Here is a 19,588-nt window from a genome sequence, read left to right on the forward strand (position 1 = left end):
ACAACTCTCTCTTCTTACTCTTTGTATGCTCCGCTTGGATACTACTGAGCGGTTGTACACCCAAAGAGCCTTCGTCTTTTGGGAAGTACTATAGATCTTCAATGATAAAAGTTCCTTTTGTCCCTCCTCGTTCTGATCTATGCGGTGCTACATCCATTGAGATGGTCTCCTCGTATTGGCAGAGAACAACATCTTTTGTCCCACGTTTATCACGGAGTGAACTGGATAAACGGACATTCATCCCCGAAAAAGGCGGTACACTGCAGGTAGAACTTGTATCCACCGCACGGGCCAATGGTCTTCTCGTCTATCCTTTGGAACCGACGTTTGATGCACTTCTTAGAGAACTGGAGCGAGAACATCCTGTTATCGTATTGGTGAATCGTGGTTACTCATGGTATCCACTCTGGCATTATGCACCTGTGACTGGATATGATAAAAAGAATCAAACTGTTTTGATGCATTATTCGGATAGTCCGAATGAAGCAATGTCTATCTCTACATTTACGGCACTCTGGAAACGGAGCGGTAACTGGGGAGTTGTACTTCTGCCGCCTGGAAAACTCCCGGCATCAGCTTCACCGAAAGAGTTCTTGCGTGCTGCTTATGATCTTGAAAAAACAGGTATGAGGGATGAGGCCATCATCGCTTACAGGTCCGCATTGCTGCGTTGGCCAAAAAATATTGATACCTATTTTGCACTGGCTAATGCCTATTATCATACACATCAGTTCACTAAAGCGGAACAAGGCTACCGTAAGCTCTTGTCTCTTGAACCGACACACACTATGGCACTGAACAATTTAGCCGACCTTCTATGCAGCATAGGCCGACCTGAAGAGGCTATGAGCGTGATCGAAAAGGCAAAGACAGATGATGCCCGGATGCAAGCCATTTTAAAATCCACACGACACGAGATCACTCAAGGGTGTGTTCCGTAATATGATCTGATTGATCTGAAGCCAATGAATAGTAGCTTTATGTTAGAATAAATCAATTTTTTAAGAATGGTGAAACATGGCATCTAAAGAGATACGCTACAAGGAACAGACTTTCAAACTCGCTTATGAACTAGTGAATCCTGTACAGGATAAGGTACTGCTCGTACTTCACGGATGGGGAAGCAAAAAAGAGATCATGAAACAGGCCTTTGCTACTACGTTACCCGATTACAAACATATCTATCTGGATATGCCGGGCTTTGGGAAAAGTAGCAATGAAATGATATTGACTACTGCTGACTATGCAAATATCGTAAAGCTTTTTTTAGATACGCTAGGCGTCAGAGCTACCATAGCCATGGGACACTCTTTTGGCGGGAAAGTTGCTACACTCTTGAAGACACCTTGTTTGGTTCTTCTCTCCTCTGCAGGTATTGTGACGGTCAAGCCTTGGTCTGTCAAAGTGAAGATCGCTACCTTTAAACTTCTCAAGCCTTTGGGTATGAAGAAGATACGTGAACTTTTTGTGGCTCCCGATGCACAGGGTATGAGCCATGAGATGTATGAGACCTTTAAAAATGTAGTGGATGAGGACTTTGAAGCCGAGTTTGCCAAAAGTCAAAGCAAAGCACTCTGTTTTTGGGGGAAAGAAGATACGGCAACACCGCTTTATACAGGTGAGAAGATAGCAGGACTCATAAAGAACAGTGTGTTTTATCCGCTGGATGGAGACCATTATTTTTTCTTGACACACAAAGATTTTATCGCTAAAGCGATCACTGAACACTGTAAGGACATGACAAAATGATACTACTGAACTCTATTTTTTACGCACTTTTCATTGTAGCGATAGGCTATTATTTTATTACCAACCTGCAGTGGTACAGCTATAAACTAAACCGTGTACTTTTCCATCATACAAAAACCTGGTGGCACTTTGTCTATTTCCTTGTACCGTTCGCACTCTATGCTTTTGTGGATGGTATGGGAAATTATGGTTTTGTTGTGGTTATTGCCTATCTGGCACTATTGTTCCAGTGGTATAGAGGATTGGATAAACCTTTGGTATTTACTGGAAGAGTGAAACGTTTCTATGCGGCACTACTTCTCTTTGCACTTTTCATCGCTGTCGTATTCAAGCATTTCGCTGTAGTCTTACCGCTCTTTTTAGCCTACTTTGTCTCTATGTTCATCGAAAAGATGCTTTTTAACGGATTTAAAGTGAAAGCACAAAAGAAGATAGAAGCAATGGAAGATCTTATCGTAGTGGGTATCACAGCGAGTTACGGAAAGACAAGTATCAAAAACTATATAGAGCATTTGCTCAAAGCCAAGTACAAAACCTATGCCACGCCGCGCTCAGTCAACACACTTGGCGGTGTGATGAAAGATGTCAATGATGATCTGCCTGCTGATACTGAAGTCTATGTGGTTGAGATGGGTGCAAGAGGTGAAGGTGATATCGGCGAGATCAGTACTTTTGTAAACCCTCATTATGTGGTAGTGGGTAAGATAGGCCCTGCGCATATAGAGTACTTTAAAACGATGGAAAATATCCGTAACACAAAGATGGAGATACTCAAAACAGAGAGGCTCAAAGAGGCGTGGGTACATGAAAGTGCCAGAGTCAAACCCGAGTCAAATGTACATACTTTCGGTACGAAAGAGAATTTGGACATACGAACCAAAGAAGCTGCTCCTGAGTATATCGTAGAAGATGTCCAGGCAACACTGGACAGTACAAGTTTTACACTGAATGGGGTAAAGTACTCTGCAAGTATCCTTGGGGCATTTAACGCGATGAATTTAGCAGCGGCAGTACTTGTAGCCAAAGAACTGGGCCTCAGTGATGAGCAGATACAAGAAGGCCTTTCTACACTCAAAGCGGTTGATCATAGACTACAGCGTATCGATGCCGGCGGAAAGGTGATCCTTGATGACAGTTTCAACGGAAATATCGATGGTATGATGGCCTCTTTTGATCTGGCAACTACCTACGAAGGACGTAAAGTGGTGATCACTCCAGGACTTGTGGAAGTGGATGATGATCTGAATGTTCAAGTGGCACAAAGAGCCAATGAAGTGTTTGATGTCGTCGTGGTGACAGGAGATTTGAACTATGCGATATTTAAAGAGTATGTAGATCCTGACAAATTAGTAAAACTTGTTAGTAAAAGCGAGATGGAAGCGATGCTTGTAGAACAAACACGCCCAGGAGACCTGATACTCTTTGCGAATGATGCGCCGAGTTTCGTCTAACCGCTTAGGAGCTCATCCATTTTAAAAAGAGCTCATGGCTTGCACTCTTTATAAGGATGCCTTCGACACCGTTTTGCTTCGCTTTGGTAACCGTAAAACCTTCTTTTACGGTTTTATGCAATCGTTTACGCACGTATCGGTGTATAGACTGTCTGCATTCACTTGGTGTTGTAGAAAGTTTTGAAAAGATGCGTGTGTCAGCACTTTTTTTTAATTCACCTGAGATAGGGTTACATCCATCAAATCCGCTCAATCTCATGTGCTTTGCATCAAAATCCAAAATAGCTCTTGCCTTTCGTACCTCTTTACCATCCATAGTACGTAAGTGCCAGTTTCCATCTATCTCATCAAGATCAACACTCTTCGTTTGAGCTGTGAGATAACTGGTACATAATGATACCAATAGTGTAGTAATAAGTGTTTTACTAGTAAGCATTGATAACTCCCCATATTATATAGTATAATGGAATTTTACATTGAAATGATTAACGGAGTATGTATGAGAACGATTTTATATTTTATTTTACTGTTATCGCTATTACAGTCGACACTTTTTGCCGCAGATATCAAGCTCACAGAGAAACAAGCCAATTACATTGCCCAGAAAGTATGGCAAAATGAAGGTGCAGGGCTTGACAAGTATCTGGTACATTGGAATGAAGGTGAAGCTTTTGCCTCTGTAGGGATAGGACACTTTATCTGGTTTTCTAAAGGGCATACAGAACGTTTCAGAGAGGTGTTCCCGATGGTACTAGCCTTTATGGAAGAAGGGGGTGTCATGATGCCAGAGTGGCTTAACTCCAAAACACCCCTGCCGTGGGATACCAAAGAAGCATTTTACGAGGCAAAGAGGACACAGAGTAAAAAGTATGTAGAGTTGTTTACATTTCTTAAAACTACAATGCCAGAACAGGCAGCGTTTATGGCTCAACGTTTAAGTGAAGCCTTGCCTCAAATGCTAGAAGCGATTGAGAACCCTGAAAAGCAGGAATATATCAAAGAACGGTTTTATGAAGTGATGTACAACAAAGATGGCTCAGTCAACGAAAGAGGGCTCTATGTCCTTTTGGACTATACCAACTTTAAAGGTGAAGGGACACTCAAGAGTGAACGTTACAAAGGTCAGGGATGGGGACTTCTCCAGGTGCTTGAACATATGGACCCTGAAGAACCGAACAGATTGAAAGCATTTGCCGAATCTGCCAAATCGATGTTAAGCAGACGTATCAAAAATTCTCCCCCTGAACGTGGCGAAGAACGTTGGAGAAAAGGGTGGAATGTTCGGCTGGATACTTACTGGAAATAGCTTAGAGTTCGATCGTATGTTTTTTAAACTTATGCAGCTTTTTTTGAGCTTTATGCAGTAATTTCTTTTGCTTCTTGGATGTTTTACCTAGAAGTCTCTTTTCTAGTTCCCGGCACTGCGATATACTTTTTTTCTTCGTGTTAAAATAATCGTGTAGCAGTGTGTTCTGATTCACCATATCATTGAAATCTCCAAGTATCGTTTGTAGCTTTTTACCTTTTTCGATCATCTTTTCAATCTTTTTCTCTCCAAAGATATGCTGGAACTCTTCAAGGAGATAACGAAGTTTTTTCAGTGATATTCTGATCTTATGGAGTTTTTTATCACTAAATTCCTTTTCCAAAGTATCGATTTTTTGTATGATCTTCAAGTGTAGCTCTTTGATCACCTTTTTGGCGGTTTTTTTTATGGTTCCACTCATATTCTCCGGCGTACAAAGGGTTTCACTTTGCAGAGCAAGTTGGTACGCATGCACAAAATCTTCAAATGCTTTTCCTTTTAACATCTCCTCTATGAGATGTTGTTCTTGGTCTTGCTGTGCTTGAATGTCTTCTTGAATCACATCATGATCTGTATCGACTTCTTTTAAACGTCCTTTGATGACATCTAGATCACGTTTCCGGTTCGTCTGTGTTGCAAAATTGCTTAGATTTTGATAGAAGTATGTAAATTGATCTTCGGGAAAGAGAAAGCCGAACTCTTTTAAAAAAGCTCTGGATTTTCTGATATTGACTCTAAACTGGTGCAGGTCCTCTTCCTCATCATTGAAAATGATGCGTTCTTTGTAAAAGAGTATAGAGAGGAGATATTTGTAGAGGATGACGCGGAGCGCATCAATGGGTGAGAGATCAGAGATGAAATAGGCATCAAGCTCCTGCATGCTTTTTGCCTCAAGCTCCTTAAAGACGGAATCATCAAGCAGATACTCTTTTTCTATCTTTTTCACTCGTTTCCTTGGGTAAGCTTTTATAAATTTACTTTTTCCATTTAAAGGTAAAAAACCTCACTGCAACCTAATATCAATTCTTTACTTTCGTTTTTATTTATTATCATTGCACATGCATACACGGCTTATTTAAACTGCATATTAAGACCGACAAATACCTGCCAAAGTGTCTGTCTGTCTCCTTCATGCGCTACAGAAAACTGGGGTTCTATGAAAATGTTATAGACGACTTTGTCTTTTTTGATCACTTTTCCCATACCAATGCCAAGAGGTACATTGTAATCGTTGTTTTTAAAATTATATATCCAGATAGGCGCTGCACGAAGATAGTTTCCCTGACCGAGCTGGAGAAATGCAAAGGGCTGGAATGCTCCGACATTCACATCACTGCGGTCATCATCGCCTGCAAAACTGCCCTGCCAGGTCAATAGGTACCCGTATTGAAACTTTCGTGAAGTGGCATTAAAAAGAACATTCGCTAAACCAGCTGACCATTTTTCACTTCCCAGTGCATCGTTACTTGCTGTGGGCATAGTGATCTGAGGACCGATCCCAAAGCTCAATCCAGGTTTTCCAGTATCTATCAGATACGCTGCAACAATGTTAAAGTCACCCACACCGGTTTTTTTATCTCCATTTGGAAATGTGGGGAAGGTATTAATAGGCAATGAAGCACGCATAATCCAATTGGTTTCTCCAATAGAAAACGGTTTTGCATAGCGAAACCAAAATTGATTGGAAGTCTCATCTGTTCCACTAAGATCACCCATATAGTAATCATGGAGATTGAATACGGTCAAGTTCGCTAAGGGGTTGTTGGCTTGGGCTGCAGCATTGTCTTCCTTTTGAGCACACAAGCCCGTGAACAAAGCAGCAATGGTTAAAGGTACTCCGATGATTTTACGTAGTTTCATAGTATCACCCTCTTTATGTTGATTAAGTTTATTTTATGTTCCCATCAAACTCATCAAAAGTACGCAATCCATAGAATGGTTTTTTGTCAGGGAAAAGCTGCAACCTTTATATTAAAAGATCACAAAAAGTTCCATTTTTTATAGTATATATAGTTATATATTTTTAATGTAGCACTTTCAAACTTTAACCGTTCTGAGTGCATCTATGGGATCAACATAAAATTCTGTGAACATACATTCATGTTTTGTTTGGCGCCGGATTTCTTCATTTGGAAATAGAGTATACATTTTTGGGGGTCTTGTGAAATTTTTTCAGATGACTCTCTTTATTTCTATCTTTTCACTTCTTTTCCTGGGTAGGCTTATATAATTTCACTTTTTTAATTTAAACACAGAAGGGTCTTCAACTCCTATAAATATATTATAAGCAGGACCATGCTCTCCAGAGATTTCATATTCATGTTTACACTCTAGACCGAGGTTTTTAGCATAGGATTCTATAAGTTCAACGACATCTTTTTTTTTCGTGATGAACTCAAGCACTTTGTCACCTTCATATCCTAGGAAACTCTCAATATAATCGATGTCAAGCTCAATCGCGTACTTAATGACACTCTTCATATGTGCTTGTAACATAAAAATCCTTTTTTATTCAATTGTATCATAATTTATCAGAGATACATTGACCTCATAGAGTGAGTATGAGGGATATAGCTGAAGTCAAGCAATCCCTCATCACAAAAAAGATAAAATTTAAAAAAATATGAAAAAGGGACACCTTAATGTACCTACAATCTTCCTTCTATCTGGATCGTATCTCTAAATATGCAGGATCTATAGCGGCATTTCTAGTGGTACTGCTCTCTTTGTTGGTAGCGTACGATGCAGTGATGCGTTACCTTTTTTCAGAAGGTTCGATCGCACTTCAGGAAGTGGAATGGCATCTATTTGATGTGATATTCCTCCTGGGATTGACGTATGCGCTCAAACATGACAAACATGTAAGGGTAGATATCTTTTTTGAACGTTACAGCAAAGAGGGCAGGGGTATTGTACAGATACTCTCGATGCTGCTTTTGGTGATTCCTTTTTCTCTGGTTTTTTTGTCTGATGCCATCGATATGCTGATGCAGAGTTATCTGCAACATGAGATATCAAGTGATCCGGGCGGATTGACGCATCGTTACTTGATCAAAGGAGTATTGGTCCTCTCCTTCGTATTGCTTATGCTACAGGCACTGAGCGAAGTGCTGAAAGCTTTTGGCAGACTGGAGAGTAAAAAAACATTGTTACGTATTTTGGGAATCGTGATGGTTCTTGGGGGACTTGTCTATACTGCAGACCACTATGATATGGCCTATTGGTTCGATCCTATACTTCTGATGTTCGCTTTGACACTGTTTCTGTTGATGGCTGGTTTTCAAGTCGCTTTTGTATTTGCCGGAGTGGCACTACTTTTTGCCACTATCTCCAATGAAGTAGGCTTGAGCGTACTTGAGATGCTGCCTTACCGAACCTATGGTATCATGGGTAATGCTACACTGATGGCTGTTCCCCTCTTCATCTTTATGGGGTTGATACTGGAAAAATCCAAGATGGCAGAGGGTCTGCTGCTCTCTATGGGTAAACTCTTTGGGTCGATCAGGGGCGGTCTGGCGATCTCTGTAGTGTTGGTGGGAGCTATACTCGCTGCAAGTACAGGTATTGTCGGTGCATCCGTGGTGATGATGAGTTTGATCGCGCTTCCTTTGATGCTTAAACATCATTATTCACCAGCATTGGCTTCTGGTTCTATTGCTGCAAGCGGTACACTGGGACAGCTTATTCCTCCCTCTATCATTCTCATCATTTTAGGCGATCAAATGTATCTCTCTGTGGGCGACCTGTTCCGTGCGGCTGTAGTACCAGGGGTTTTACTGATCGGTCTGTATATCATTTACATCTTTCTCATCTCATACCTGAACAAAGAGATTGCACCTGCTATTGTCTCAGAGGAAGCATATGGTGAGGTGTGTAAAGAAGCGTTTAAAGAGATCATCCCTCCTTTACTGCTTATAGGTGTAGTGCTGGGTTCTATCTTTACAGGTATTGCATCACCTTCAGAATCAGCGGCCATAGGTGTTTTGGGTGCGATGATATTGGCGTGGGGTAAAAAGAACTTTTCTTATGAAACACTACGTTATGCAGCGATAGAGACAGTCAAGCTCACGGCAATGATCTTTATGATACTCATAGGAGCCACAGCCTTTTCACTGGTATTTAACGAGCTGGGTGGCGGAGATATGGCGATGGCATTCTTTTCATCTGATGGAGGATTGGGAGAGATGGATGATAAATGGATGTTCATTCTTATTGCTATGCTGGTTATTTTCCTACTGGGCTTCTTTATTGATTTTATTGAGATCGCTTTTGTGGTGGTACCTATATTGGTGCCTATCGTGGCATCTTTGGGTATAGATCCTGTATGGTTTGCCATACTTATAGCGATGAACCTGCAGGCATCATTTCTGACGCCGCCATTTGGTTTTGCACTTTTTTATCTCAAGGGTGCTGCGGGTGAAAAAGTGAGTACAGGAGCCATATACAAGGGTGTCATACCGTTTATAGGATTACAGCTTTTAGCACTGTTGATCATCATCTTTTATCCCGATCTGATCTATCTGTTTGGGAAGTAGAGAAGGGGTATGCGATGATGAAGAATGAGAGAGAAGGATAAAGATGACGGCAAGAGAAGCCATTACAATATTAGAAGATAGAATGAATGCAGCTGTTTTAGGGCAGGAACATATCGTTTCGAGACTGATCATGGGCTTGCTTGCTGATGGTAATATACTTGTGGAAGGGTTGCCAGGACTGGCTAAGACCAGGGCTGTACGTGCGATGGCAGATGCGATAGAAGGTAAATTTTCACGTATACAGTTCACGCCTGATCTTCTGCCTTCAGATGTGATAGGATCTCAATTGTTACAGGAAGAGAAGGGTAAACAGACATTCCATTTTCACCCGGGCCCGATCTTCGGAAATATTATCTTGGCAGATGAGATCAACCGTGCCCCGGCTAAAATACAATCGGCCATGCTTGAAGCGATGGAAGAACGACAGGTGACCGTGGCAGGGAAAACCTATAAACTTCCTGAACTCTTCATCGTGATGGCTACACAAAACCCTTTGGAGCAGGAGGGGACTTTCCCTTTGTCTGAAGCACAGAAAGACCGTTTTTTTATGCATGTGAAGATCGACTATGCGAAGATGGATGCAGAGTTTGAAATGATCAAAATGATACAAGAGGAGAGGTTCAGTGAACCTGCACCTCAGGCAAAGATCTCTCAGGAGTTGATCTTTGCTGCACGCCGTGAGGTGGCAAAAGTGAAGTTCAGTGATGCCCTTGGGCATTATATGGTAGATCTTGTATTTGCGACACGTTATCCGCTCAGATATAGTAAACAGCTTGATGTGATGATCGATGTCGGGGTAAGCCCGCGGGCAACCCTGGCATTGACTCAATGTGCACAGGCCAATGCATGGATGCATGGCAGAGATGAAATGACAGTACAAGATGTAAAAGCTGTCATCCATGATGTCTTTCATCACCGCTTGGTCATCAGTGAACATGCCCTACAGAATAAAAGAACTGCAGAGGGCATCATCAATATTATCCTCGAACAAGTACCGCTCCCAAAATAGTTTAAGTGAAGAGCCTACTGAAGAATGATCCTTTACCTGAGAGTTTGTCTATCAATTCAAAATAGTATGTTTCGTGCTTGAGTCCTATTTCGGGGTATTTGAATTTTTCATCTTTGAGTACTGCAATGGTAAAGGGTACAGAACGTATTTTGAATGCAGATGCGAGTTTGGGATTTTTTGATACATTACACTTCACCACCTTCACCCCATTCTCTTCTCCATACTTTTCCAGTCTCTCATCTATGAGTTGAATGAGCATTTGACAAGGCCCGCAGGTCGGTGAGTAGAAGTCTATTAAGACCGGTATTTTATTGTTCTTTATGATCTTTTCATAATTTGTATCTGTAAGTTCCATATGTTATTCTACTTATGCTTTCTTGGTACCATGACCACTATCTTATCCTGCTCTTGGTTTCCAACGGTGAGGCAAGAGTTCATCCAGGCTCATATAGTGCTCTTCAGAGAGATAGACTTTGGTATGGATGTTCTGGGCATCAACCTGATATAAGAGTTCTCTGCATCGTCCGCATGGCGGTCTGATGGAGTCAACACTGACCGCAACGATCATTTCTATCTGTGTTTCTCTGTTTTTTAGCATCTCTGCAATGGCCGAGTGTTCTGCACAAAATCCAATACCACAGGCGATATCGATATTGATCCCCGTGTAGACATTTCCCTGACTTGTTAAAAGTGCAGCAGCAACGGACCCTGCAGAATAATGGTCACTACTTAGCGTATATTCTCCAAGTATTTTGTGTGCTTCTTCTATCAATTTTTTTGCGCTCACACTATCCCTTTGTATCTATAGTTCTACTCTTGTCAGTATAGCAAAATATTCGTACGATCTGTAAAAAGAAGAAAACAGAGTAGTTAGAGTAAAATACAAATATGGAACAGAATATAAAAATAGAACTCAAGCACACTACGGTGGAAAACCTCAAAAGTTTTTCAGAGATACTGGGAAAAGACATCAACACAATGCTCGAAGAAGCACTGGAAGAGTACTTCGAATCTCAGCAGCAGAAGCTCATGGAGAAAAATCTTTTCGATGAGAATGCGATGACGAACCTGGACTTTGATGAATTTTGGGATGATCTGGATATTTAGGTGCAAGAAGAACTCAGTGAAGCATTAGGCCAGGATGTCAAGCGTTTAGAGTTGCTTCAACAAGGTCAGATAGGCGATATCTACATGGCTAGAGTTGAAGATCAAAGATACGTCGTAAAGACTTCTGAAGAGAAAGAAAAACTGGCCATTGAAGCACATATGCTTAAGGATCTGTATGAATCTAAGATACGTGTGCCAAATGTGATCCTCTCTAAAGGGTCTTTTTTGGTACTTGAACATATTGAAACCATGGATCAAGACAAAACGACACAAGAGAGAGAAGCGGCTAAACTTTTAAGCAGATTGCATTCTGTGACAAATGAAAGCCGTATGTATGGCTATTATTACGATACGACCATCGGTCCTTTCCCCCAAAAGAATGAGCAAACCCAATATAATTGGACACTTTTCTTAGGACAGATGCGTATTATGCCCATGGCACGTCACTGCTATGATAAAGGAAAGGTACCAAAAGAGATGGTTGACCGATTGGAAGGTTTGTGTCGAGATCTGTATCAGCGGATCGATATGCGTACCATTTATCCTTCACTGCTGCATGGAGATGTCTGGAGCGGGAATATACTTTTTGAAAGAGAGGGGGCTTGTCTCATCGATCCTGCCATTTACTATGGGGACAAAGAGATGGAATTGGCTTTCATACGGCTCTTTGGTACGTTTGGAGAGTTGTTCTTCAATACCTATCAGGAGATACACCCTTTAAGTGATGATTTTTATGAAAGCAAAGAACTGATCTATCAGATATACCCGCTTTTGGTACATGTTGCACTATATGGTGGAAGCTATATAGGAGCGCTTGAACGTACACTCAAAAGGTTAAAGATATGAATAGAGAGAAGATAAGATCTACTATCAAAGAGATCACTATAGCCTTGGTACTCTTGGTTATAGTGAGTCAACTCATCAGTTATATTCGTGCGCCTGATCTGGGATCAAACCAGTTGCCACAGATAAAAGAAAGGCTTATAGACGGCAGTACTTTTAGTACTGAAAATGGGAAACCGTTACTTATCCACTTTTGGGCTATCTCCTGTCCGATTTGTAAACTTGAAGCCTCCAATATAGAAACCGTATCTAAAGAGTATGAAGTATTAACGATTGCTATCAATTCAGGAAGCAATGCAAATGTACAAGCCTATATGCAAGAGAATGGATTGAGTTTCAAAGTGCTCAATGATACAGAGGGTGTTTGGTCAAAGGCGTTTAAAATAGAAGTATTTCCTACGACATTCATTTATGATGCTAAAGGTAAGTTGAGGTTTACTGAAGTAGGGTATATGACAATTGCAGGATTGTTAGCACGGATGGAATGGATACAATAATAAATGTTAATGTATAAAGAAGTCTATTACAGATAAGAATTTGTGTTATAATAAGATTAAATAAACAAATAGGAGTAGTGTGATGAAACGATTCACTATGAAAAATATGTTGGTAGTTGCTGCAGTGTTCTCATTCATAACTGGATGTGCTCAGCCAGGTCCTGAAGCGCAAAAAGGTGCTCTCATTGGTGCTGCAGGTGCTGCAGGTGTGACTGCATTGGTCGGTGGTTCCGGAAGATCCGTTGCGACAGCTGCTGCTATAGGTGCTGTGGCAGGCGGACTCTATGGAGATAGCAAAGACAAAGCAGGCGAAAAAATATACTAAAGTATCCACCCGCTCCAATTCTTTATAAGCATTGGAGCGAGTGTCTCTCCCCTTCACTATACTACGCTAAATATCTACATCCATTATCAATGATACATTCTTGTATATAGAGTTTCTCCTCTTTATATATTTAAGTATATAACGCTATAATCCTCGTTATATATATGAGTATATAAGGAAAGAGATGGAACTTTCATCAAAGCTTACATTAGAAATGTTAGGTAAACCTTTTTTGCTTGAGAAACGTATAGAACTGCTTCATGCCATTGAAGAACACGGATCCATTTCTAAAGCGGCAAAAGCTGTACCTATGAGTTACAAAAGTGCCTGGGAAGCAGTAGATAGCATGAATGCACTTTCACCTGAACCCATCGTATGCAGAGAGACAGGAGGCAGAGATGGTGGCGGTACGACGATCACAGCGTATGGTCAACAACTCCTAAAAAACTATGGAGTTCTCAAAGAAGAGCACAGACGTTTTTTGGAAAAGCTATCAGAACTGACAGATATTCAAAGTGGTGCATTTAAGACCATTGGAAGATTAGCCATGCAAATTTCTGCACGCAATCAGATACAAGCAGAGGTCGTTTCCGTAGAGTCTCAAAATGTCAATGCAAAAATACGTTTAAAATTCAAAAGCGGAAAAGAATTGCTTTCTGTGATCACCAAAGAAGCAGTAGAAGATTTGCATATCGAGGAACATCAAACTGTGATAGCGATATTTAAATCTAGTGCAGTGATCTTATCTAAGAAAGCAGATGACAGAAGCAAAGAGAATAGACTCGAAGGTATCATTAGAAAGATAGATAAAGATGTAGAGAATACTAAAATAGTGGTGGATATAGGAAATCATGACACCCTTGTATCTGTCATGCCTACATCTGTTGTAGAAAAGATGGAAATTATCGAAGGAAGTTCTGTGATCGTTATGATCAAAGCCAATGATATTATGATAGGGAAATAATGTTTATGAAGAAAATTATATTAGTTATGATGCTAAGTTTCGCTCTGTTAAGAGCAGGCGAGATCAAGATCGCTGTTGCTGCCAATGTTAGTTATGCCATAGAACCACTCAAAAAAGCTTTTAATGTGTTATATCCAAAGACAAACATAGAAGTGATCCTTGGGAGTTCTGGAAAACTTACGGCTCAGATAAAGAATGGTGCCCCTTATGAACTATTTATGTCGGCAAATATGAAATACCCAGAAGTACTTTATAAAGAGGGTATAGCTGTTACAAAACCGATTGTATATGCACAGGGTGCATTGGCTTACTTGTCGGTAAATCCGCAGGAGTTTGATCAAGGTATGATGCTTTTAACACATGATAAGATCAAGAAAATAGCCATAGCAAATCCTAAAACGGCACCTTATGGTGTCGCAGCTGTAGAAGCTCTGAAAAATGCTCATCTTTATGATGCAGTTAAAAAGAAGTTTGTCTATGGGGAATCCATTTCACAGACCGTTACCTATGCAACTACTGCAGCAGATATCGGGTTTATAGCAAAATCTTCACTTTTCAGCCCACACATGGCACATTTTAAAGAGGGGGTAAACTGGAGTGATGTGGATGAGACCCTTTACACTCCTATTGACCAGGGAATGGTCATTTTGAAAAGAGCTGAAAGTAATCCTGAAGTAAAGGCTTTTTATGATTTTGTCTTAAGTGCAAAAGCCAAAGAGATATTGCAAAACTTTGGGTATAAGGTAGAATAAATGTTAGAAAACCTGGATTTGACACCTTTTATCCTTTCATTTAAACTTGCAGGTGTGACCACAGTGATACTGTTTATACTTTCTCTGCCTTTGGCATGGTACCTCTCTCAAAGCACTGCAAAGACAAAACCTTTTTTAGAAGCCATTACGGCATTACCGATCGTGCTTCCTCCTTCTGTGTTGGGGTTTTATATTTTAGTCGTACTCTCTCCGAACTCTACGGTGGGAGCTTTTTTTGAAGACCTTTTTGGTGTGAAATTGGTTTTCTCTTTTACCGGTTTGGTTGTGGCAAGTTGTTTTTACTCACTTCCTTTTATGGTGCAGCCTTTACAAAGTGGGTTTGAGTCTTTGAACAAGCATATGCTAGAGGCATCTTACCTTGCAGGAAAGAGTAAGTTACAGACTGTTCTCAGGGTTGCATTACCAAATATCAAACCTTCACTTATCACGGCACTGATCATTACTTTTGCACATACAGTGGGTGAGTTTGGTGTAGTGCTCATGGTTGGGGGAAGCATCCCCGGTGAGACGAAAGTTGCTTCAGTGGCTATTTATGAGATGGTTGAAGTGATGGAGTATGGTACAGCACATATATACAGTGCCTTCATGGTTTTGATAAGTTTTATAGTACTTTTGTCAGTGTATATCTTTAACCAGAGTCAGCGTAAAATAGGTGTACTTTAATGATAGAGATAGATATACATAAAAGACTGCATGGTGCTCATGGTGAGATGAATCTTGATGTCACTCTAGAGATACAAAAAGGTGAGTTCATTGCATTGATGGGTGAAAGCGGTTCTGGTAAAACAACGCTTCTTAGAGTCTTAGCAGGTCTGGAAAATGCAGAAGGTGATATCAATGTGGAAGATGTGGTTTGGTTAGGTGATCAAAAAAAGCTTCCTCCACAACAAAGAGAGATAGGGTTTATATTTCAGGACTATGCACTGTTTGATCATATGAATGTAGAAGAAAACTTGCTTTTTGTGAATGATGATAAAGCGCTGGCCCAAAGACTTCTTGAGATGACAGAACTGAGTAGATTATCACACCGTAATGTAAAAGGTATCAGTGGTGGTCAGAAACAAAGGGTCAGTCTCTGTCGTGCGTTGATGAAACAGCCCAAGCTTCTATTGATGGATGAGCCTTTGTCTGCCCTTGATCCGAAGATGCGGATTAAATTACAAGATGAGATACTGAAGCTACATAAGACATTTGGTATCACAACGATCATGGTAAGCCATGATACCGATGCTTCTTACCATCTTGCAGATCGTATACTGGTTCTTGACCATGGAAAGATCATAGCTGATGGCACTCCGGAAGAGATACTATGCAAAACGTCTACTGTAACGTATACACTTTCAGTATAAGGTATTTAGAGTAGACTTGCGGGCGTATACTTTTAGATACTACGCATCTTGCTGGATGATCCTATCCTCAAAATAGGTTTCAAAGAGATGATTCAATGCTCCCAGGTCTATAGGTTTTGAAAGATAGCTGTCCATACCTGCACTCATATACTTTTCTCTATCTCCTGCAAGTGCGTTTGCGGTCAATGCAACGATCGGTATATGTGATTTATGGTTCTTCCTTTCATAGCTGATGATCTGACCCGTTGCTTCCATACCACCCATAACAGGCATTTCGATATCCATGAATATCATATCATACTCATGTTTCATACGCTGTTCAAGTGCCTCTTGTCCATTATTAGCGATAGTGACCTCTATACCGAGTCGACCGAGTACATTGAGTATCAGCTTTTGGTTGATTTTATTATCTTCTGCAACCAGTACATGTACATTTTTAAAGGTAAGATTCTCTTTTGTCTCAGAACTATCCTCTTTCTCATTCAGCATGCGCAGTGTTTTTGTAAAGTTCACAGGCTTATAGAGTATCTTATCTATCTGCGATGTGTATCGCTTTAGATTTTTTTTCTGGTCTCCTGTTGACAGCACAACGATCTTTGTATCAAGGTCCAGGAACGGCTTAAGTTCATCATCCCTCTGACGGAATTTATGATCAACAAAAAGGATATCAGGGAGTTGAGAGGTGCCTTTTAACGCCAAGAGTGAATCATCGGTATAACGCTTGATAGTGGCTCCGGTGTAAGCGATATAGGTCTCAAGGTTTTCGTTAATATAATACTCTGTATCGATATGCGAATTCAGAATACCAACCGTGTAGGCACTCATATCATTCACTTCTCTTTTTGTCGCACTTTTAGGTTTTTGAAGTGCCAGGGTGAAATAGAAGGTAGAGCCTTCATCTTTGACACTTCTAATGCTCAATTTTCCTCCCATATGGTCTATGAATTTACCAGATATCGAGAGTCCCAGACCGGTCCCTCCGTACTTTCTACTTGTACTGACATCTGCCTGTGAAAATGCTTCAAATATTTTTCCCTGCTGCTCTTTGGTAAGACCGATACCTGTATCAGACACTTCAAAATTGACGTTTACTTTATTCTCATCTTCAAAAAGCTTCTTGATAGATACACTCACTTCACCATTCGTGGAAGTAAATTTGATGGCATTACTAACGAGATTCACGATGACCTGGGAGATCTTCGTAGGATCGCCTATCAGTAGCGTAGGTAGTGTCGGGTCTAAAAAGATATTAAAGTCAATATGATTTTCTGCCGCTTTTGCCGCATAAGATTCGACAGCAGATTCAAAGGCATCTACAGGATCAAACTCTATGGCTTCCAGTTCTATCTTCTGTGCTTTGATCTTGGAAAGGTCAAGGATATCATTGACGATGGTCAAAAGGTTTTCAGAACTCTTCTCTATGACTGAAATAAACTCAGCTTGTTCCTCTGACACATCCGTCTCTTTGAGCAGTTGTGTAAATCCAAGGATACCGTTGAGAGGGGTACGTATCTCATGGGACATACTAGCAAGAAAGAGGTCTTTGGTCTGGTTCCCGTCTTTAATGGTCTTGAGCAAAAACCGATAGATATGATCAAATTTACCATTACGAATCAATCTTTGAAGTTCACTTTGTTGGTTTTCATTCAATACCAGTTTGATATCTCTTAATGTCTCCTCAGAGATCTGTGTATTATCTTCGATCTTGGAAAATAAACTGAAAAGTTTAAGCAGTACAAGCACTAGGAGTAATGTCGCTCCTCCATACCATGCCAGAACTTCTCCTTGTTGTGTAATTGTTTCTTTATTGATCGTTTGGATCTGGTCACGCAGTAGGGATTGTACTTTCTTAAAATAATCCATCTTTATATCTATCTGGTTTGACCAACCAAGAGGAGAGACAGAGTATTTCCCTGATCTTGATTCATAGGAGATCATGTCACGCTCATCAGACATGATACTCTTATACTTTTCAACCGAAAACAGTTCACTGAGTTTTAATGCTATGTCATTGTCTGCCAGTGTATAAAACTGGGGTAAGGTATCTTTGTCTATAAACTGTTCCCATAGTTCTCTCTTTTCGTAGCTTATAGTTCTGGATCCAAGTAAGATAGAGGAGATCAGTATATTTTCTTGAACCGTATTCTCCTTAAGTAGTGTATAGTTTTGATACATCATCAGATAGCTTTTCTTTATCTCAGATTGTTCAGCCGTTGTAACGTCTTGCAAGATTGTGAATAATGGGATAAAGACCTTGTCATGGTACATTTCGCTAGAGTTATCATACAGATCATCTACATCTCTACGAATAAGCTCTAACGCCTCAGTAGCTTGTTTACTATAGGTACGATAACGTGTAAAATGCTCATTCTGTTTGTTAAATGCATCTAATTCCAAGAGATTCTGATCGGTCTTAACTCTTGACTCTTTGAGTTTTCTCAAGTCATCTTTATTATGTGTGACCAAGTACGTAGCACTTTGTACTCTTTCATCTATAATATTTTTCATGACAGACTCAAAATGCTTCATAAATAAAGAAACCTGTGCATTGTTTTGTGCAGCTACATATCTTTGATAAGAGAGATAAGTATAATACGATGTCACTGCTGATATCCCTATAATGACTAGCATGAACAGAGTAAGTATCAGTTTGTTTTTTAATATCTTCATGTAAATCCTTTTAGCAGCTTCTGCTACGATAAAGCGTTAGTGGTATGCGTATCAATAAAGAGAACTGAAATAGATCTTTTATGGTGTTTTTGACACGATAATCCATAGGAAGCCCCTTTATTTTTTAAAAGAATTGAAGCATTAAAGTGTAGTATAGAATTACGTAGAATAGTCCAAAGGTATATTCTATTGTGCAGTCTGGCGATCTTTTTCATCAAGACCCATGACTTTCTGTCCTTGCTTCACAACAAGTTTAGCTTTTCAATCTTTTTACCTTCATGGATTATACTAAGATAAGATTTAAAAAGAGTTATAAGTGATCATTTTAATTTTTGATTTAAAGTTATACAATAGAGAAAAGGTTGTAGATGACAATGTTTAGAGTCTGTAATATCTAGCTTTTTTGGGCTATATTAAACCTAATAGAGTAAAATATCGATACTTATAGAGTAAAGGAAAAATATGAGTATAGATAAAGCATTAATGGACAGAAGTGGTGGGAAATGTGAGTTATGTGGTTCTGAAGAGGGACTGACTGCCTACGTAGTATCACCAAAAGATGAGGCTATTGTGATCTGTAGTACTTGTGCAGGCTCTATAGAAGATCCGACAAAGGATGAAAAACACTGGAACTGCCTTCATGACAGTATGTGGAGTGCAGAGCCTGCAGTACAGGTTATGGCATTCAGACTCTTTACACAACTTGGTGCACAGGACCAGCTTGATATGATGTATCTTGAAGATGATGTACGTGCATGGGCAGAGGAAGGTTTAGCCACTGAAGAACAAGAGCCTACACGTGATGCCAATGGTACGATCCTACAAGAGGGTGATTCTGTCAGCATTATCAAAGACCTGCCGGTAAAGGGTGCAGGTTTTACAGCAAAGCAGGGAACGACTGTGAAAAATATCCGTATGGTACCAGGTGATCCTACCCATATACAAGGTCGTGTCAATGGAACAATGATCTTTATTATTTCGGCATTTTTAAAGAAGTTGTAGTATTTTTT

Annotated in this window: 22 protein-coding genes and 1 riboswitch; of the genes, 15 read left to right on the forward strand and 7 right to left on the reverse strand. The window is 40.2% G+C overall.

Annotated features, from left to right (window positions below):
• Nucleotides 1-101: 101 nt before the first annotated feature.
• From SULAR_RS00585 to SULAR_RS00595, 3 genes are all read left to right on the forward strand, one after another.
• Nucleotides 102-941: a PA2778 family cysteine peptidase gene (locus SULAR_RS00585; RefSeq protein WP_008241873.1), complete on the forward strand. Its 840-nt coding sequence runs from the start codon at nucleotides 102-104 to the stop codon at nucleotides 939-941.
• A gap of 76 nt (nucleotides 942-1,017) precedes the next feature.
• Nucleotides 1,018-1,749 carry an alpha/beta fold hydrolase gene (locus SULAR_RS00590; RefSeq protein WP_008241874.1) on the forward strand — a complete coding sequence of 244 codons (732 nt, stop codon included), beginning with the start codon at nucleotides 1,018-1,020 and terminating at the stop codon, nucleotides 1,747-1,749.
• Entirely contained in the window at nucleotides 1,746-3,200 is a 1,455-nt protein-coding gene (locus SULAR_RS00595; RefSeq protein ID WP_008241875.1) for a UDP-N-acetylmuramoyl-tripeptide--D-alanyl-D-alanine ligase, read from the forward strand. Before SULAR_RS00590 ends, SULAR_RS00595 begins: the two co-directional genes overlap by 4 nt.
• A gap of 4 nt (nucleotides 3,201-3,204) precedes the next feature.
• Here SULAR_RS00595 and SULAR_RS00600 read toward each other — a convergent pair whose 3' ends face one another.
• Nucleotides 3,205-3,636 carry an META domain-containing protein gene (locus SULAR_RS00600; RefSeq protein WP_008241876.1) on the reverse strand — a complete coding sequence of 144 codons (432 nt, stop codon included), beginning with the start codon at nucleotides 3,634-3,636 and terminating at the stop codon, nucleotides 3,205-3,207.
• Between the two features lie 63 nt (nucleotides 3,637-3,699).
• Here SULAR_RS00600 and SULAR_RS00605 point away from each other — a divergent pair, with 63 nt between their 5' ends.
• Nucleotides 3,700-4,506, forward strand: coding sequence for a hypothetical protein (locus SULAR_RS00605; protein ID WP_008241878.1), 807 nt, complete (start codon nucleotides 3,700-3,702; stop codon nucleotides 4,504-4,506).
• 1 nt (nucleotide 4,507) lies between these two features.
• Here SULAR_RS00605 and SULAR_RS00610 read toward each other — a convergent pair whose 3' ends face one another.
• The 3 genes from SULAR_RS00610 to SULAR_RS00620 all read right to left on the reverse strand — a co-directional run bounded on the left by SULAR_RS00610 (nucleotide 4,508) and on the right by SULAR_RS00620 (nucleotide 7,002).
• A complete protein-coding gene (locus SULAR_RS00610) occupies nucleotides 4,508-5,452 on the reverse strand; it encodes a CHAD domain-containing protein (protein ID WP_008241879.1) in 945 nt (314 codons plus the stop codon).
• 125 nt (nucleotides 5,453-5,577) lie between these two features.
• On the reverse strand, nucleotides 5,578-6,366 hold the full coding sequence (locus SULAR_RS00615) for a hypothetical protein (RefSeq protein WP_008241882.1): 789 nt from the start codon (nucleotides 6,364-6,366) through the stop codon (nucleotides 5,578-5,580).
• A 372-nt stretch (nucleotides 6,367-6,738) separates the two neighbouring features.
• On the reverse strand, nucleotides 6,739-7,002 hold the full coding sequence (locus tag SULAR_RS00620; protein WP_008241883.1) for a hypothetical protein: 264 nt from the start codon (nucleotides 7,000-7,002) through the stop codon (nucleotides 6,739-6,741).
• A 146-nt stretch (nucleotides 7,003-7,148) separates the two neighbouring features.
• Between SULAR_RS00620 and SULAR_RS00625 the strand changes: the two genes are divergently transcribed.
• A complete protein-coding gene (locus SULAR_RS00625) occupies nucleotides 7,149-9,041 on the forward strand; it encodes a TRAP transporter large permease subunit (RefSeq protein ID WP_008241885.1) in 1,893 nt (630 codons plus the stop codon).
• Between the two features lie 43 nt (nucleotides 9,042-9,084).
• Nucleotides 9,085-10,050: a MoxR family ATPase gene (locus tag SULAR_RS00630; RefSeq protein WP_008241886.1), complete on the forward strand. Its 966-nt coding sequence runs from the start codon at nucleotides 9,085-9,087 to the stop codon at nucleotides 10,048-10,050.
• A gap of 1 nt (nucleotide 10,051) precedes the next feature.
• Here the strand turns inward: SULAR_RS00630 and SULAR_RS00635 are convergent, their stop codons facing one another.
• Nucleotides 10,052-10,405: a co-chaperone YbbN gene (locus SULAR_RS00635; protein WP_008241888.1), complete on the reverse strand. Its 354-nt coding sequence runs from the start codon at nucleotides 10,403-10,405 to the stop codon at nucleotides 10,052-10,054.
• Nucleotides 10,406-10,447: 42 nt separating this feature from the next.
• Nucleotides 10,448-10,837, reverse strand: coding sequence for a cytidine deaminase (locus SULAR_RS00640; RefSeq protein ID WP_008241890.1), 390 nt, complete (start codon nucleotides 10,835-10,837; stop codon nucleotides 10,448-10,450).
• Between the two features lie 101 nt (nucleotides 10,838-10,938).
• Here SULAR_RS00640 and SULAR_RS00645 point away from each other — a divergent pair, with 101 nt between their 5' ends.
• The 8 genes from SULAR_RS00645 (at nucleotide 10,939) to SULAR_RS00680 (ending at nucleotide 15,908) form a co-directional block, all read left to right on the forward strand.
• The gene (locus tag SULAR_RS00645; protein ID WP_008241892.1) at nucleotides 10,939-11,157 is read left to right on the forward strand and encodes a hypothetical protein; all 219 of its coding nucleotides are present in this window, start codon (nucleotides 10,939-10,941) and stop codon (nucleotides 11,155-11,157) included.
• Nucleotides 11,158-12,003 carry a fructosamine kinase family protein gene (locus SULAR_RS00650; RefSeq protein WP_008241895.1) on the forward strand — a complete coding sequence of 282 codons (846 nt, stop codon included), beginning with the start codon at nucleotides 11,158-11,160 and terminating at the stop codon, nucleotides 12,001-12,003.
• On the forward strand, nucleotides 12,000-12,497 hold the full coding sequence (locus SULAR_RS00655) for a redoxin domain-containing protein (protein ID WP_008241897.1): 498 nt from the start codon (nucleotides 12,000-12,002) through the stop codon (nucleotides 12,495-12,497). Before SULAR_RS00650 ends, SULAR_RS00655 begins: the two co-directional genes overlap by 4 nt.
• 82 nt (nucleotides 12,498-12,579) lie before the next feature.
• Nucleotides 12,580-12,822, forward strand: coding sequence for a hypothetical protein (locus tag SULAR_RS00660; RefSeq protein WP_008241899.1), 243 nt, complete (start codon nucleotides 12,580-12,582; stop codon nucleotides 12,820-12,822).
• Between the two features lie 184 nt (nucleotides 12,823-13,006).
• Nucleotides 13,007-13,786 carry a TOBE domain-containing protein gene (locus SULAR_RS00665; RefSeq protein WP_008241901.1) on the forward strand — a complete coding sequence of 260 codons (780 nt, stop codon included), beginning with the start codon at nucleotides 13,007-13,009 and terminating at the stop codon, nucleotides 13,784-13,786.
• 5 nt (nucleotides 13,787-13,791) lie between these two features.
• A complete protein-coding gene (gene modA, locus SULAR_RS00670; protein ID WP_037999816.1) occupies nucleotides 13,792-14,538 on the forward strand; it encodes a molybdate ABC transporter substrate-binding protein in 747 nt (248 codons plus the stop codon).
• The gene (modB, locus tag SULAR_RS00675; protein ID WP_008241904.1) at nucleotides 14,539-15,222 is read left to right on the forward strand and encodes a molybdate ABC transporter permease subunit; all 684 of its coding nucleotides are present in this window, start codon (nucleotides 14,539-14,541) and stop codon (nucleotides 15,220-15,222) included.
• On the forward strand, nucleotides 15,222-15,908 hold the full coding sequence (locus SULAR_RS00680; RefSeq protein ID WP_008241906.1) for an ABC transporter ATP-binding protein: 687 nt from the start codon (nucleotides 15,222-15,224) through the stop codon (nucleotides 15,906-15,908). The genes modB and SULAR_RS00680 overlap by 1 nt, the downstream gene beginning before the upstream one ends.
• Before the next feature lie 39 nt (nucleotides 15,909-15,947).
• On the opposite strand, the gene SULAR_RS10790 is transcribed toward SULAR_RS00680, so the two are convergent.
• Complete coding sequence (locus SULAR_RS10790) at nucleotides 15,948-18,578, reverse strand: ATP-binding protein (protein ID WP_008241908.1); 2,631 nt, start codon at nucleotides 18,576-18,578, stop codon at nucleotides 15,948-15,950.
• A 189-nt stretch (nucleotides 18,579-18,767) separates the two neighbouring features.
• Nucleotides 18,768-18,846: riboswitch (cyclic di-GMP riboswitch) on the reverse strand.
• 194 nt (nucleotides 18,847-19,040) lie between these two features.
• Between SULAR_RS10790 and SULAR_RS00690 the strand changes: the two genes are divergently transcribed.
• Entirely contained in the window at nucleotides 19,041-19,580 is a 540-nt protein-coding gene (locus tag SULAR_RS00690; protein ID WP_008241910.1) for an alkylphosphonate utilization protein, read from the forward strand.
• Nucleotides 19,581-19,588 lie beyond the last annotated feature (8 nt).

Source organism: Sulfurovum sp. AR (assembly GCF_000296775.1).
In the GTDB taxonomy this organism is placed as follows: domain Bacteria; phylum Campylobacterota; class Campylobacteria; order Campylobacterales; family Sulfurovaceae; genus Sulfurovum; species Sulfurovum xiamenensis.